12 protein-coding genes are annotated in these 14,661 nt (G+C 71.1%); 11 read left to right on the top strand and 1 reads right to left on the bottom strand.

The genetic code is table 11. The features are described from left to right. The first annotated feature begins 148 nt into the window (after nt 1-148). From ACLIN4_RS33220 to ACLIN4_RS33180, 9 genes are all read left to right on the top strand, one after another. Complete coding sequence (locus ACLIN4_RS33220) at nt 149-3,160, top strand: family 16 glycoside hydrolase (RefSeq protein ID WP_107480199.1); 3,012 nt, start codon at nt 149-151, stop codon at nt 3,158-3,160. Between the two features lie 140 nt (nt 3,161-3,300). After that, nucleotides 3,301-4,131: an ammonia-dependent NAD(+) synthetase gene (nadE, locus tag ACLIN4_RS33215; RefSeq protein WP_107478630.1), complete on the top strand. Its 831-nt coding sequence runs from the start codon at nt 3,301-3,303 to the stop codon at nt 4,129-4,131. Nucleotides 4,132-4,250: 119 nt separating this feature from the next. Further along, entirely contained in the window at nt 4,251-5,096 is an 846-nt protein-coding gene (locus tag ACLIN4_RS33210; RefSeq protein WP_107478631.1) for an MIP/aquaporin family protein, read from the top strand. A gap of 24 nt (nt 5,097-5,120) precedes the next feature. After that, nucleotides 5,121-6,638: a glycerol kinase GlpK gene (gene glpK, locus ACLIN4_RS33205; RefSeq protein WP_289909866.1), complete on the top strand. Its 1,518-nt coding sequence runs from the start codon at nt 5,121-5,123 to the stop codon at nt 6,636-6,638. A gap of 95 nt (nt 6,639-6,733) precedes the next feature. Then, on the top strand, nt 6,734-7,825 hold the full coding sequence (locus tag ACLIN4_RS33200; protein ID WP_289909869.1) for an AI-2E family transporter: 1,092 nt from the start codon (nt 6,734-6,736) through the stop codon (nt 7,823-7,825). A gap of 82 nt (nt 7,826-7,907) precedes the next feature. Continuing rightward, entirely contained in the window at nt 7,908-8,561 is a 654-nt protein-coding gene (locus tag ACLIN4_RS33195; protein ID WP_289909870.1) for a maleylpyruvate isomerase N-terminal domain-containing protein, read from the top strand. A 129-nt stretch (nt 8,562-8,690) separates the two neighbouring features. After that, entirely contained in the window at nt 8,691-9,599 is a 909-nt protein-coding gene (locus ACLIN4_RS33190) for an SMP-30/gluconolactonase/LRE family protein (protein WP_107478632.1), read from the top strand. Between the two features lie 97 nt (nt 9,600-9,696). After that, a complete protein-coding gene (locus tag ACLIN4_RS33185; RefSeq protein ID WP_107478633.1) occupies nt 9,697-10,512 on the top strand; it encodes an SAM-dependent methyltransferase in 816 nt (271 codons plus the stop codon). A 57-nt stretch (nt 10,513-10,569) separates the two neighbouring features. Beyond that, on the top strand, nt 10,570-11,403 hold the full coding sequence (locus ACLIN4_RS33180) for an alpha/beta fold hydrolase (RefSeq protein ID WP_107478634.1): 834 nt from the start codon (nt 10,570-10,572) through the stop codon (nt 11,401-11,403). A gap of 112 nt (nt 11,404-11,515) precedes the next feature. Here ACLIN4_RS33180 and ACLIN4_RS33175 read toward each other — a convergent pair whose 3' ends face one another. After that, complete coding sequence (locus ACLIN4_RS33175) at nt 11,516-11,719, bottom strand: cold-shock protein (protein WP_003978336.1); 204 nt, start codon at nt 11,717-11,719, stop codon at nt 11,516-11,518. A gap of 368 nt (nt 11,720-12,087) precedes the next feature. Between ACLIN4_RS33175 and ACLIN4_RS33170 the strand changes: the two genes are divergently transcribed. Together ACLIN4_RS33170 and ACLIN4_RS33165 are read left to right on the top strand one after the other, a co-directional pair. Next, nucleotides 12,088-12,852: a L,D-transpeptidase family protein gene (locus ACLIN4_RS33170; protein ID WP_289909934.1), complete on the top strand. Its 765-nt coding sequence runs from the start codon at nt 12,088-12,090 to the stop codon at nt 12,850-12,852. A gap of 705 nt (nt 12,853-13,557) precedes the next feature. Then, nucleotides 13,558-14,643, top strand: a complete 1,086-nt coding sequence (locus ACLIN4_RS33165; protein WP_381914966.1) for a GNAT family N-acetyltransferase — start codon at nt 13,558-13,560, stop codon at nt 14,641-14,643. Nucleotides 14,644-14,661: the final 18 nt, after the last annotated feature.

Genomic DNA, 14,661 nt, shown 5'->3' with positions numbered 1-14,661 from the left:
CGAAGAGGCGGCGACTTTGAACACGTCGATGACAAAGTATGGACATGTCAAGCAGAAGTCTCCTACCTTGGCGGCGGAACCGCAGTCGTACCGCACGAAGACCGGAGCGATTTCCGGCACGGTCCGGTCCCCACACCCCGGAGGACCAATGCGCCCACGCCTGTTCCGGCGTGCCCGAAGACACCTCACACTCCTGCTGGCGTCGGCCGTCTCGGCAGGCGGCCTGCTGGCCGTCCCGGCGACCGCCGCGTCCGCCGCCGCGGACGTCCCGCCGCAGGAGCCCGGAGTCACCCTGCGCGTGTTCGACGTGCAGACACCCCTGAGCAAGATCTGCACCCTCAAACCCGGCCAGACCCCCAACCACGACAAGCTGATGCCGACCGTCGACTGGTCGAGCACCGCCGACTTCGGCGGCATCGCCGACAACTTCGTCTCGGAGGCGACCGGTTACCTGGTCGCTCCGCGCGACGGCACCTACGCCTTCCGCCTCACCAGCGACGACGGCTCACGGCTGACCCTCGACGGCACCACGGTGATCGACCACGACGGACTGCACGGCGCCGAGCCGAAGGACGGCGCGCTGGACCTCACCGCGGGATCCCACCCGTTGCGCATCGAGCACTTCGACCGGGGCGGCGGGCAGCAGCTCACGCTCTCCTGGCGCCCCCCGGGCGAGACCGAGTTCACCGTCGTACCCAACTCGGCACTGACCACCGACGCCGGGGTCGTCCGCGTGACGGCGCCGGGCCGCAAGGAGTGCGAGGCCGGCACCGACACGCCCGGCGACGGGCTGCCGCTGACCTCGGTACGCCCCGACCTCACCCTCACCGACCTGCGCCCCGAAGGATTCGAACCGCAGGTCACCGGCATGGACTGGCTGCCCGACGGACGCCTCGCGCTCAGCACCTGGGGCGGCTCCGACAACGTTGCCGGTGAGGTGTACCTGCTCGACAACGTCACTGGCGCGACCAGCCGGGACAAGGTCACCGTGAAGAAGGTGGCCGAAGGGCTCCGCGAGCCCATGGGCATCAAGTACGTCGACGGGTCGCTCTACGTCTCCCAGAAGCACGAACTGACCCGGCTGGTCGACGAGAACGACGACGACGTGACCGACGACTACCGCACGGTCGCCACCTGGCCCTACGGAGGCAACTTCCACGAGTTCGCGTTCGGCCTGCTCTACCGCGACGGCCACTTCTACGTGAACCTGTCCGTCGCCATCGACCTCGGCGGCGCGACCACCACCCCGCAGCCCGCGCCGAACCGCGGAACGACGTACAAGATCAGCAAGAAGACGGGGAAGATCACGCCGATCGCGGGCGGGCTGCGCACCCCCAACGGCATCGGCTGGGGCCCCGGCGGCGGTCTCTTCGTCACCGACAACCAGGGCGGATGGCTGCCGTCCTCGAAGCTCGTCCAGATCAAGCAGGACCGCTTCTTCAACCACTACACCGAGCCCGCCGGCCCCTTCGAGGACTCCCCCGTCACCGAGCCGGTGCTGTGGCTGCCGCAGAACGAGATCGGCAACTCGCCCTCGACCCCGCTGTATCTGAACAAGGGCACCTTCGCCGGCCAGATGCTGATCGGTGACGTCACCTACGGCGGTCTGCAACGCGCCTACCTGGAGAAGGTGAAGGGCCAGTACCAGGGCGCCGTCTTCCGCTACACGCAGGGCCTGGAGGCCGGCGTCAACCGCATCACCATGGGCCCCGACGGAGCGATCTACGCCGGCGGCCTGGGCGCCGACGGCAACTGGGGCCAGGCGGGCAAGCTGAAGTTCGGTCTGCAGAAGCTGACGCCCAACGGCGGCGACACCTTCGACATCCAGAAGATGCGGGCCGTGCCCGGCGGCTTCGACCTGACGTACACCCAGCCGGTGTCCGACGCGACCGCCGCGGAGCTGGCCGCCCGCTACGACGTCCAGCAGTGGCACTACACCCCGACCGCCGACTACGGCGGCCCGAAGATCGCCGAGGAGGAGCTGTCCGTACGCTCGGCGACCCTCTCGGAGGACGGCCGGACCGTGCGGCTGCGGCTGGACGGGCTGAAGCCGGACCGCGTGGTGCACGTACGCTCGCCGCGGCCCTTCACCTCGGCGTCCGGTGAGTCGCTGTGGAGCACCGAGGCCTGGTACACGCTCAACGAGATGCCCGGCAAGCAGCCGCCGCCCGCCACCCTCTACGAGGCCGAGGAGGCGCGGCTCACCGGCAAGGCCGGCATCAACACCGACCACGTCGGCTACTCCGGCAGCGGCTTCGTCGACCGCTACGCCACCGAGGGCAAGGTCGCCACGACCTTCGACGTGAAGGTCCCCAAGTCCGGCACGTACGACGTGGGCCTGCGCTACTCCAACGGCCCGAACCCATTCGAGGGCACCAAGTCCCTCTCCCTGTACGCCAACGGGAAGAAGGTGCGGCAGACACATCTCCCGTCCACCGGGGACTGGGACACCTGGTCCACACGGACCGAGCCCCTGCGCCTGCGGGCCGGCCACAACACCGTGTCCTACCGCTACGACCCCGGTGACACCGGTCATGTCAACCTCGACCTGATCACCGTGCACCCGCGGGGCGCACGCGTCGACCTCTTCGACGGCACGGCCGCCTCGCAGGCCCAGTGGCAGCACACGGACGGGCGGCCCGTGGCATGGCCGCTGGCCGAGGAGGAGTCGATGGAGGTGTGCTGCGGCGACATCCGCACCAAGGACGCCTACCAGGACTTCAAGCTGCACGTGGAGTTCCGCGTCCCGCAGCTGCCGCCCGACGTGACCGGACAGGACCGCGGCAACAGCGGCATCTACCTCCAGGACCGCTACGAGCTGCAGATCCTCGACTCGTACGGGGACACCACCCCGGCGACCAATGAGGCCGGTGCCTTCTACCTGAAGAAGGCACCCGACATCAACGCCGCGACCGCGCCGGAGACGTGGCAGACGTACGACATCGTCTTCCGCGCGGCCCGCTACGACGACAGCGGCCGCAAGACCGCCGACGCGCGGGTGACGGTGGTGTGGAACGGCGAGAAGGTCCACGACGACGTGGTCCTCGACGGTCCGACCGCGGGCGGACGGACCGAGACACCGGCGGCCGGGGCGATCCGGTTGCAGGACCACGGGAACAAGGTGCGGTTCCGCGACATCCGGGTGCAGCCGCTGAGCTGACCCCGGCGGTCCGCGGGGGTGGGGGGGGGGGGCGCCGGCCCCCCCGCACGTCGTACCGCGCCCACCACTCGGCCCGTATCCCCCGGACGCCACTGGGTACGCTGAGTGAGGAGTCCCCGCACATCGAACAAGGAGCGGAATTGAGCGAGCCGGCGTCCATCGCCCTGCAACTGGAGATCGCCCGGGAGCTGGAGGTCGCGGAGACCTTCGACGCCGAGCGGGAGATCGAGCGCCGGGTGGCCTTCCTGGCCGAGCGGCTGACCTCCACCGGCCTGCGCTGCCTGGTCCTCGGAATCAGCGGCGGTGTCGACTCGACCACCGCCGGGCGGCTGTGCCAGCTCGCCGTGGAGCGGGCACGGGCCGAGGGGCACGAGGCGACCTTCTACGCGATGCGGCTGCCGCACGGGGTCCAGGCCGACGAGCACGACGCCCAGCTCGCGCTCTCCTTCATCAAGCCCGACCAGGTACTGACGGTGGACGTCAAGCCCGCGAGCGACGCCATGCTCGACGCGCTGCTCGCCGCCGACGTGGCCTTCCGCGACGCCCACCACCAGGACTTCGTGCACGGCAACATCAAGGCCAGGCAGCGCATGATCGCCCAGTACGCGGTGGCCGGCGCCCACAACGGGCTGGTCGTGGGCACCGACCACGCCGCCGAGGCGGTCTCCGGCTTCTTCACCAAGTTCGGCGACGGCGCCGCCGACCTGGTCCCGCTGACCGGCCTCACCAAGCGCCGGGTGCGTGCCGTCGCCGAGGCGCTCGGCGCGCCCGACGAGCTGGTGGGGAAGGTCCCGACGGCCGACCTGGAGTCCCTCGCCCCCGGCAAGGCCGACGAGGAAGCCCTCGGCGTCACCTACGACGACATCGACGACTTCCTGGAGGGCAAGCCGGTGAAGGAGGACGCCTTCGAGAAGATCGTCACCCGTTACCGGGCGACGGACCACAAGCGCCGCATGCCCATCGGCCCCTGACGCTCCACCCGCGCCCGTCAAGCCGCACTCTATGTGCGGCTTGTCGCATATCGCCTTAATGTGTCGACTGAGAGACGCGGACAGTCGACGCCGGTCCAGCCGGCGGAAGGTGAGCTTCCATGGCTGAACGGCTCAAGAGGTCAGGTCTGCTCGGTGAACTGTCGGCGGAATTCGCCGGCACGATGATCCTCATCCTCTTCGGGTGCGGAGTGGTGGCGCAGGTGGCCGCGGGCGGGGCCCTCACCGATCCCGAGGGCGGGCTCGGGGACCACGACAGCATCTCGTGGGCGTGGGGACTCGGTGTCACCCTCGGCGTCTACGTGGCCGCGCGACTGAGCGGCGCCCACCTCAACCCCGCGGTCACCCTCGCCCTCGCGTCGTTCAAGGGCTTCCCGTGGCGGAAGGTGGCTCCCTACGCACTCGCCCAGACGGCCGGCGCCTTCGTGGCCGCGCTCCTGGTCCGCTGGAACTACACCGAGGCACTGGCGAAGGCCGACCCCGGCCACACCGTCAAGACGCAGACCGTGTTCTCCACCCTCCCCGCCAACGGGAACACCGCGCTGCCGGTCCACGAGTGGGGCGCCTTCCGGGACCAGGTCATCGGCACCGCCATCCTGCTGCTGCTGATCATGGCCATCACGGACATGCTCAACACACCGCCGGGCGCCAACCTCGCCCCGTTCGTCATCGGCCTGGTGGTGGTCGCCATCGGCATGGCCTTCGGCACCAACGCCGGTTACGCCATCAACCCGGCCCGTGACTTCGGCCCGCGGCTGGCCAGCTTCCTCACCGGATACGGCGGGGCCTGGCGGGATCAGTACGGGAATCTCTACTTCTGGGTGCCGATCCTCGGGCCGCTGATCGGCGGCGTCCTCGGAGCGGGACTGTACAAGGTCTTCGTCGGCCGGTTCCTGCCGACCGCGGAGCCCGAGCCGACAGGGCGCGTACCGGCGCCGGAGGACTGACACCGGCCGGAGAGGCGGCACATCATGGCGGACTTCATCGGCGCGGTGGACCAGGGGACCACCAGCACCCGATTCATGATCTTCGACCACGGCGGCAACGAGGTGGCGAAGCACCAGCTGGAACACGAACAGATCCTCCCCCGCTCGGGGTGGGTGGAACACGATCCCGTGGAGATCTGGGAGCGCACCAACTCGGTGATGCAGAACGGGCTGCGTCACAGTGGCCTGTCCGGGGCCGACCTGGCGGCGATCGGCATCACCAACCAGCGCGAGACCACGGTCGTCTGGGACCCGCGCACCGGCCGCCCCTACTACAACGCCATCGTCTGGCAGGACACCCGCACCGACACCATCGCGGCCGAACTCGAGCGTTCGGGCCGGGGCGACGTCATCCGCCGCAAGGCCGGACTGCCCCCGGCGACCTACTTCTCGGCCGGCAAGATCCAGTGGATCCTCGAGAACGTCGACGGCGTCCGCGAAGCGGCGGAAGCGGGGCACGCCGTGTTCGGCAACACGGACGCCTGGGTGCTGTGGAACCTGACCGGCGGCCCCGACGGCGGCATCCACGCCACCGACGTGACCAACGCGAGCCGCACCATGCTCATGGACCTGGAGACGCTCGACTGGGACGACGAACTGCTGGGCTTCTTCGGCATCCCCCGGTCGATGCTCCCCACCATCAACCCCTCCTCCCATCCGGAGGCCTACGGCACGACCCGCACCTCCCGGCCGCTGCGCGCCGCCGTCCCCATCGGCGGGGTGCTGGGCGACCAGCAGGCGGCCACCGTCGGCCAGGTCTGCTTCGCGCCCGGCGAGGCCAAGAACACGTACGGCACCGGGAACTTCCTGCTGCTCAACACCGGTACGGAACTGGTCCGTTCCCGGCACGGGCTCCTGACCACCGTGGCCTACCGGTTCGGCGACAGCCCGGCGGTCTACGCGCTGGAGGGCTCCATCGCGGTGACGGGGTCCGCCGTGCAGTGGCTGCGCGACCAGATGAGGATCATCAAGACCGCGGCCGAGAGCGAGGAACTCGCCCGCGGCGTCGAGGACAACGGCGGCATGTACTTCGTCCCCGCCTTCTCGGGCCTGTTCGCCCCGTACTGGCGCTCCGACGCCAGGGGCGCGATCGTCGGCCTCGCCCGCTACAACGACAACGCCCATCTGGCGCGGGCGACCCTGGAAGCCATCTGCTACCAGAGCCGTGACGTCGTCGAGGCCATGGAACAGGACTCCGGAGTCCACCTGGACGTGCTCAAGGTCGACGGCGGTGTGACCGCCAACGACCTCTGCATGCAGATCCAGGCCGATGTCCTCGGCGTCCCGGTCAGCCGTCCCGTCGTCGCGGAGACCACCGCGCTCGGTGCGGCCTACGCGGCGGGACTGGCCACGGGATTCTGGCGGGACACCGACGAACTGCGCACGCACTGGCACGAGTCCAGGCGCTGGGAGCCACAGTGGTCCGAGGACCGGCGGGCACAGGGTTACGCCGGCTGGAAGGCTGCGGTCCAGCGCACGCTCGACTGGGTCAAGGTCGAGTGACACCGGCCTGAGGGACGCGGGCCCGCCTGGCGTCCCTTTCGCCGACGCGGGTACCGCGCCGGGCGGGCAACGGGCGTCCCCATAAGGTGATCCCCATGTCTGCCAGATTGAGTTCCGCGAGGACGCGCGCCGCGATGCGCACCACCGCCCGCGTCTCTGCCGAGTTGCTGCTGATACTCGCCATGCTCGCGGTTGCCCTGTGGGTCCTCGGCCGCATGTGGCCCATCGTGTGGCCGCTGATAGTCGGTCTGCTCCTGACCACGCTGACCTGGCCCGCGGCCCGCTTCCTGCGGCGTCACGGATGGCCTCCCGCGCTCGCCGCCGCCGTGGTGACCGTGGCGTTCCTGCTGGCCGTCACGGGCATCGTGGCGCTGATCGCGGTGCCGATGTCCTCGCAGACCGACGAGTTGACCGACGGCGTGGTGGAGGGCATCGAGCGGCTGCGCGAGTGGGCCGCGGGTCCGCCGCTGAACATCGACGACGCCCAGGTCACCGGAGCCCTCGACTCGGCGATGGCCCGCATCCAGGACAGCGTCGGCAGCATGGTCACCGCGGTGGCCTCCGGAGTGGGCACGGTGGTCAACGGTGTCGTCACCGCGGTCCTGGGCGTCTTCCTGATGTTCTTCTTCCTCAAGGACGGGCCGCGTTTCCTGCCGTGGCTCGGCCGCCAGCTGCCCGGCCGCCTCGCCACGGACGTCCCGACCGTCGCCCTGCGCAGCTGGGAGACGCTGGGCTCCTTCGTCCGCTCGCAGGCGCTCGTCGGACTGCTCGACGCGGTCTTCATCGGCCTCGGGCTGTGGATTCTGGACGTGCCCCTGGTGCTGCCGCTGGCGGTGCTGACGTTCGTGTCCGCGTTCGTGCCCATCGTGGGCGCCCTGTTCGCGGGCTTCGTCGCCGTCCTCATCGCCCTGGTGTCGAACGGCCTGACGGACGCGCTGATCGTGCTGGCGATCATCGTCGTGGTGCAGCAACTGGAGGGCAACGTGTTCCAGCCCATCATCCAGAGCCGAGGCCTCGGACTGCACGCGGCGGTGATCCTGCTGGCGGTGACGCTGGGCGGCAGCCTGGCCGGGATCGTGGGCAGCCTGCTCGCCGTACCGGTCGCCGCGCTGATCGCGGTGGTCTGGAACTACGTCCGCGAGCAGCTCGTCGACCCGCCGGAGGAACCGGCCCCGGCGGAGGTGTGAGGTCGGGCGGTGCGGTGCCGGTCGGTGGCCGGGGTCCGTGAACCGCCCTCGTGGCACGGCCGCTTGCTGCTAGCTTGCGGCCGTGGATCTCTTCTCCAGCTCCTGGTCGGCGCTGCTCGACGCGGTCGCCGGCCTGCGTGACGAGGACTTCGCCCGGCCGTCCGGGTGCGCCGGCTGGCTCGTACGGGACCTGGTGTGCCACCTCGTCATCGACGCCCAGGACGTCCTGATCACACTGGCCACCCCCGCCACCGGGGAGCCGACTCGGGACGAGGTGACGTACTGGAACGTCGTCGACGCTCCGACCGGCGACGACCCGCTCGACGCGCTGATCGTCCGTCTGGCCGCCGCTTACCGGGAGCCCTGGCTGCTCAAGTTCCATCTGGACGACGTCGGTTCCGCCGCCGGCCGGGCCGCCGGGCTCGCGGACCCCGAGGCCCGGGTCAGCACGCGGGACGAGGTGCTCACGGCGGGCGACTACCTCCGCGCGTACGTCCTGGAGTGGACACTGCACCACCTCGACCTGGTCGCGCACCTGCCGGACGTGCCCGGCCCGTCCGCCGAAGGCCTCGCCCGGTCGCGCAGGACGCTGGAGCGGATCGCCGGGACGGCGTTCCCGCCGTCGTTCACCGACCGGGACGCCCTCCTGGTCGGCACCGGCCGACGGGCGCCGACCGAGGCGGAGCGGGCCGCACTGGGCGAGAAGGCCGCGAGGCTTCCCTTCCCGGTCGGCTGACCGGGACGGCCGCACCGGCCGGGCCGGGCTCCTGAGCGACCTGCACGCGCGTCGGGGCAGACCGCTGGAGCGAGACGTCGGCCGGGGTTACGTTGAGTCCCATCCTGATCATCTCGCTGAGAGGACACCATGTCCGCCGACGGCCCGTACGAGACCCTGGACGACCGCTTCCGCACCGGACACTGCGCGAACGGAGACAGCAGGCTGGAGGTCCTGCACGACGGCTGCCGCTGGGCCGAGGGCCCGCTCTACGTACCCGCCTGGCGTCAGCTCGTCTGGAGCGACATCCCCAACGACCGCATCATGCGCTGGGACGAGGCCACCGGCACGGTCGGCGTCTTCCGCACCCCGGCCGGCCACAGCAACGGCAACACCCTCGACCGGCAGGGCCGCCTGGTCACCTGTGAGCAGGGCAACCGGAGGGTCACCCGCACGGAGCCCGACGGGACCGTGACCGTCCTCGCCGAGCGCTACGACGGCAAGCGCCTCAACAGCCCCAACGACTCCGTCGTGCGTTCGGACGGCACCGTCTGGTTCTCCGACCCCGACTTCGGCATCATCAGCGACTACGAGGGCCACCGCGCGGAGTCCGAGATCGGCGCGTGCAACGTCTACCGGATCGACCCGGTGTCGGGTCGGGTGCACCTCGCCGCCGACGGCTTCGACGGCCCCAACGGTGTCATCCTCTCCCCCGACGAGAAGCGGCTGTACGTCTCGGACTCCCGGGCCGCCCGGATCCACGTCTACGACGTCCACGACGACGGCACACTGTCCGGCGGCAAGGTCTTCGCCGAGGCCCGGGGCGACGTGCGCTTCGACAACATCCGTTTCGACGACGAGGGCCGCCTGTGGGCCGCCGCGCTGGCCGACGGCGTCCACTGCTACGACCCGGACGGCACCCTCATCGGACGGCTGCGGGTCCCCGAACCCGTGTCCAACATCGCCTTCGGCGGCCCCAGGAACAACCGCCTGTTCATCACGGCCACCACCTCCCTGTACTCGCTGGTGATGTCGGTGACGGGCGCACCGCGCCTCTAGAGGGCCGGCAGAGGCCGAACCGGTGTGCGAGGCAAGGCCGTTGCGGCGTAGGTTGTGACGAAGCACCCATGACTCGGCGGAAAGACGGACCGTACCCATGAGCGATCCCGTGACGAACCCCGGCCCCGCAGCACACCAGAAGATCGACACCTCGGTGCCGCACTCGGCCCGGATCTGGAACTACTGGCTGGGCGGGAAGGACAACTACCCGGTCGACGAGGAGGCCGGTGACGCGTACACCGCCGTCTTCCCCGGCATCGTCACCATCGCCCGCGGCAGCCGCGCCTTCCTGCGCCGCAACATCACGTACCTGGTCGCCGAGGCGGGGGTCCGGCAGTTCCTCGACATCGGGACCGGTCTGCCGACCGCCGACAACACCCACGAGGTCGCCCAGCGCATCGCCCCCGAGTCCCGGATCGTGTACGTGGACAACGACCCGATGGTCCTCGCGCACGCCCGGGCGCTGCTCTACTCCACCCCTGAGGGGGCGACCGCGTACATCGACTCCGATGTGCTCGACCCGGACAGCGTCCTGCGGGACGCCGCCAGGACGCTGGACTTCGATCGGCCGATCGCCCTCATCCTCAGCAACATCCTGGGCCACGTCGCCGACTACGACCAGGCGCGTTCCATAGTCACCCGGTTGATGGACGCACTGCCGTCCGGCAGCTACCTCTCCGTCAACGACGGCTCGCGGGGCGTCGACCCGGGCTTCGAGGAGGCCCAGGACGCCTACAACGAGAGCGGCGCCGTTCCGTACAACCTGCGTACCGTCGACGAGATCACGGCGTACTTCGACGGGCTCGAGCTGGTGGAGCCCGGAGTCGTCTCCGTCCCCCTCTGGCGTCCGGACGCCGACTCCCCGGCCCCGGAGCCCGTCGCCGAGCACGGCGGCCTCGCCCGCAAGCCGTAAGGACCCCACCGCAGTACAGAGGTGCCCCCCGCCCCGCCCCGTGAGGAGCGCACGCAGATGGCCGACTGGACGTTGCCCGAAACCTTCGCCGGCAGCACCGGAACCGTCCGGTGGAACCGGCTGGGCGGGGCGGACCGGCCGCCGCTGGTCCTGTTGCACGGCACGCCGTTCTCCTCGTACGTCTGGCGCGCGGTGGCCGGTTCGCTGGCGCGGGACCACCAGGTGTTCGTGTGGGACATGCCGGGCTACGGGATGTCGGAGAAGTGCGCCGGCCAGGACGTATCCCTGGCCGCGCAGGGCCGGGTCTTCACCGAGCTGCTGGCCCACTGGGGTCTGGCGGAGCCCGTCGTGGTCGCCCACGACTTCGGCGGCGCGGTGGCGCTGCGCGCCCATCTGCTGCACGGCGCCGACTACCGGGCCCTGGCCCTGGTCGACCCGGTGGCACTGGCTCCTTGGGGGTCGCCGTTCTTCCGGCTGGTACGCGACCACGCCGACGTCTTCGAGAAGCTGCCGTCGGCGCTGCACGGCGCTCTGGTCCGCGAGTACGTGGGGTCCGCCAGCAGCCCGGGGCTGCATCCGGCGGTGCTGGACCGGCTGGTGCGGCCGTGGCTCGGCGAACCGGGCCAGTCCGCCTTCTACCGGCAGATCGCCCAGGCCGACCAGCGCCACACCGACGAGATCCAGGACCGCTACCCGGCCATCCGTGTACCGACGCTGGTCTGCTGGGGCGAGGACGATGCCTGGATCCCGGTGGACAAGGGACGCGAACTCGCGACCGCCGTCCCCGGCGCCCGGTGGGAGCCGGTCGCCGGTGCGGGCCACCTCGTCCAGGAGGACGCGCCCGCGCAGCTCACCGCAGCACTGATCGCGTTCCTGCGAGGCCTTCGCTGACGGCGGTGTGACCGCGTTCGTGTGACCGCGTGTCGGCATGGGTGCGCCGACGGCACGGTGCCCGGGAACCGAGCGGTTCCCGGGCACCGTGTTTCGTACTCCGGTCTCCCGGTCAGGCGGGGGTGATGTTCTCCGCCTGCGGGCCCTTCTGGCCCTGGGTGATGTCGAAGGTGACGGCCTGGCCTTCCTGCAGCTCGCGGTAGCCCTGGGCGTTGATGTTGGAGTAGTGCGCGAAGACGTCGGGGCCGCCGCCGTCCTGCGCGATGAAGCCGAAGCCCTTTTCAGAGTTGAACCACTTGACAGTTCCGCTGGCCATGCCTTTTGCCTTTCAGCCGTTATCGAGTTCGCACCGCGCGAACCCGGAGGTGGTCGTCCTGGTCCTCCGGCATTGCACAGCAAACCGCCCGCACTCCTGGGCGGGCGGTCTGGGCGAACCACGACATCTGCTGCTGACGCTACACGGCATGTCCGGGCCCCACCAGTGAGTAAGGGGTCCGAGCGGGAACGATGTTGCGCCAAGGAGGCGGTGACGGCGTGGCGGACCGGTGTCTCCGGGGCTTTCTGCGGGCGGTCGCGCGGGGGGGGGCTCCTGCGCCATACGGGGGAGAGGGCGAAGCGGCCGCACAACCCGGTTCCGTTAGTGGTGAAGCAATGAGTAGTCCACTCACGGAGTCGGAGAACGATATGACCGTCAGAAGAGCGCCGGCCCTGTTGATCGGTGCCGTCGTGTGCGCCGGCGTGCTGGGGAGCGGGTGCGCCCAGCAGCCGTCGGGGGGCTCCTCCCGGGACTCGCAGCCGCCCGGCGCGTCCGCCTCGCCTCCGGCGTCGGCGCAGGCCGGTGCCCCGCGCTCGTTCCCCCGCCCGCTGCCCGGGGTCGGACCGGCAGTGCGCGCCCGGCTCCCCGACGCCTCACGGCAGGCGCTGGTGGTCACCGGGGCGACGGAGAGCTCGAACCGGGCGAAGGCGGTCGTGTACGAGCGGTACCCCGCGCGGGGCTGGCGTGCCGTCGCGGGTCCGTGGCCCGCGCACAACGGACTGCGCGGCTGGACCGAGGACCACGAGGCGGGCGACCTGCGCACTCCCGTCGGCGTGTTCCGCCTGAGCGACGCCGGGGGCAGGCTGCCCGACCCGGGGACCCGGCTCCCCTACGACCAGGACCCGGAGTTCGCCGTGTCGGGCACGGGACATCTCGGCGAGCCGCTGGAGGGTTCGTTCGACTATGTGATCGCCATCGACTACAACCGGGTGCCCGGCACCACCCCGCTGGACAAGACCCGCCCGCTGGGTGAGGACAAGGGCGGCGGTGTCTGGATCCACGTGGATCACCAGGGGCCGACCAACGCGTGCGTGTCGCTGAGCGAGGAGCACATGCGCGCGCTGCTCAACGTCCTGGACCCGGACAAGGAGCCGGTCGTCGTGATGGGACCGGCGTCGGTCCTGGCTCGGTAGGGCGCCCCACGGCGGGCGTCCACGCGCACTGGACACCCGGTGCGAGACCGAACCGGAGCACTGCGTCCGTCGGGGCGAGCCCCGCGTACCGGTTCGTGTCACCCGGGCTTGACGGGGCTGGTCGCCCCCGGCCTACTGGAAGAAGGACTGGGTGTATTCGGGGGACTGGTCCGGTGTCGGCCAGTATGTCAGCCCCCGCCGGATCGGCAGTCAGGAGCCCGACTGTGCGGCGTCGATGGGCAGCGGCCGCGGTTCTGCTGGCACTGGCACTGCTCCACCTCGTCGCCCCGCAGCCAGCGGGGTCCGTGGAGCCGCTGCCGGACCGGGGCACGGCGGCGTCGTCCTCGGTGGCCGAGCGGGCCGGGGCACCGGGCCCGTGGGAAGAGGACCCCGTGCTCCGGCCGGCCGCCGCCCGGTCGCCGAGGAGCACGGGAACGGCCGGTCCAGGGGGACGACGTCCCGGCGGGCGCCCCCGCGCGGGCCCGATCAGCGGGGCAGGACGGCACGACCGACCGACCGCCGGGGCGGGCCCGCGCCGCGGGAGCCGACGAAGCCGTCCGGGGCGTGCCCGCGTTGCAGACGTTCCGCTGCTGAGCAACGGCAGTACCGACGAGGCCTGTGCCGCGCGGGCCGGGTACTGCCCCGTGCCGCGGTGTCCAGCAGGCCTTCGCGTGTCCGCAGTCAGACGACGCAGGAGGCAGGCGAGTGTCCAGCAAGCGCATAGACGTGGTCGCGCCGGGAGAGCTCGGCGCGGACGACCGGAAGATCTGGCGGGAGATCAGGGCGGCCTCGGGAGCCCCGGCGAATCCCTTCATGGATGCCGCGTTCACCGCGGCCGTCGGGGCGGTCAGGGCACAGGCCCGCGTGGCGGTGCTGCGGGAGGACGGGTTACCGGTCGGGTACTTCCCGCACGAGCGGGGCCTGGCGGGGCGCGGGCGGGCCATCGGGCTGGGGGTGTCGGACAGCCAGGGTGCCGTGCTGGGCCCGGGCATCCGTCTCGACGCCCGCGCGCTGCTGCGGGCCTGCGGCCTGTCGTCCTTCGAGTTCGACAATCTGGAAGCGGGCCAGGACCTGTTCTCGGCGCACTCGGCCGAGGAGCTGGCCTCCCCCGTCGTCGACCTCGGCGGCGGCTTCGAACGGTACGCGCAGGAACTGCGGCGCCGCTCACCGGGCTTCTGCAAACAGACCCTGGCCAAGGAGCGGAGGCTGTCCCGTCAGGTCGGCCCGGTCCGCTTCGTGTACGACGACCCGGATCCCGGTGCGTTGCGGACGCTCATGGGATGGAAGTCCGCGCAGTACCGGCGGACGGGCCGGCGGGACCGGTTCGCGCAGGCGTGGATCATCCGGCTGGTGGACCTGCTGGCGAGAGGCGAGGATCCCGAGTGCCGCGGTGTGCTGTCCGTGCTCTACGCCGCCGACCGGCCGGTGGCGGCCCACTTCGGGCTGCGTTCGTCCACGTTCCTGTCCTGGTGGTTCCCGGCGTACGACCCGGCGTTCGGCAAGTACTCCCCCGGGGTCCTGCTCCAGTGGCGGATGCTGGAGGCGGCGGCCGCCGAGGGGATCGGGACGGTGGACCTGGGCAGCGGGCCGGCGCGCTACAAGGAGTCGTTCAAGACGGGTGAACTCAGGGTGTACGAGGGCGCCGTGGTACGCCCGGGTCCGGGCGGTGCCCTCCAGCGGCTGGGGCGGGAGCCGGTGCGTGCCGCTCGCCGTTTCGTACGGGACCGGCCGCGTCTGGCCCGTACCGCCGCGCGCACGCTGGAAGGGCTGGGCCGGTTGCGCGAACGCTGAGGCGGCGTCCGGTGCGAC

The organism is Streptomyces mutabilis (assembly GCF_046628145.1).
GTDB lineage: Bacteria > Actinomycetota > Actinomycetes > Streptomycetales > Streptomycetaceae > Streptomyces > Streptomyces mutabilis.
The sequence above is the reverse complement of the archived record's forward strand: the minus strand, read 5'-3'. Positions and strand labels throughout refer to the sequence as shown.

Bases quoted from the DNA above. Each gene is read 5' to 3' on its own strand.
- glpK (WP_289909866.1), top strand. From the start codon at position 5,121: ATGGCGGACTTCATCGGCGCGGTGGACCAGGGGACCACCAGCACCCGA.
- ACLIN4_RS33210 (WP_107478631.1), top strand. From the start codon at position 4,251: ATGGCTGAACGGCTCAAGAGGTCAGGTCTGCTCGGTGAACTGTCGGCG.
- ACLIN4_RS33200 (WP_289909869.1), top strand. From the start codon at position 6,734: ATGTCTGCCAGATTGAGTTCCGCGAGGACGCGCGCCGCGATGCGCACC.
- ACLIN4_RS33190 (WP_107478632.1), top strand. From the start codon at position 8,691: ATGTCCGCCGACGGCCCGTACGAGACCCTGGACGACCGCTTCCGCACC.
- ACLIN4_RS33185 (WP_107478633.1), top strand. From the start codon at position 9,697: ATGAGCGATCCCGTGACGAACCCCGGCCCCGCAGCACACCAGAAGATC.
- ACLIN4_RS33170 (WP_289909934.1), top strand. From the start codon at position 12,088: ATGACCGTCAGAAGAGCGCCGGCCCTGTTGATCGGTGCCGTCGTGTGC.
- ACLIN4_RS33220 (WP_107480199.1), top strand. From the start codon at position 149: ATGCGCCCACGCCTGTTCCGGCGTGCCCGAAGACACCTCACACTCCTG.
- ACLIN4_RS33175 (WP_003978336.1), bottom strand. From the start codon at position 11,719: ATGGCCAGCGGAACTGTCAAGTGGTTCAACTCTGAAAAGGGCTTCGGC.
- ACLIN4_RS33180 (WP_107478634.1), top strand. From the start codon at position 10,570: ATGGCCGACTGGACGTTGCCCGAAACCTTCGCCGGCAGCACCGGAACC.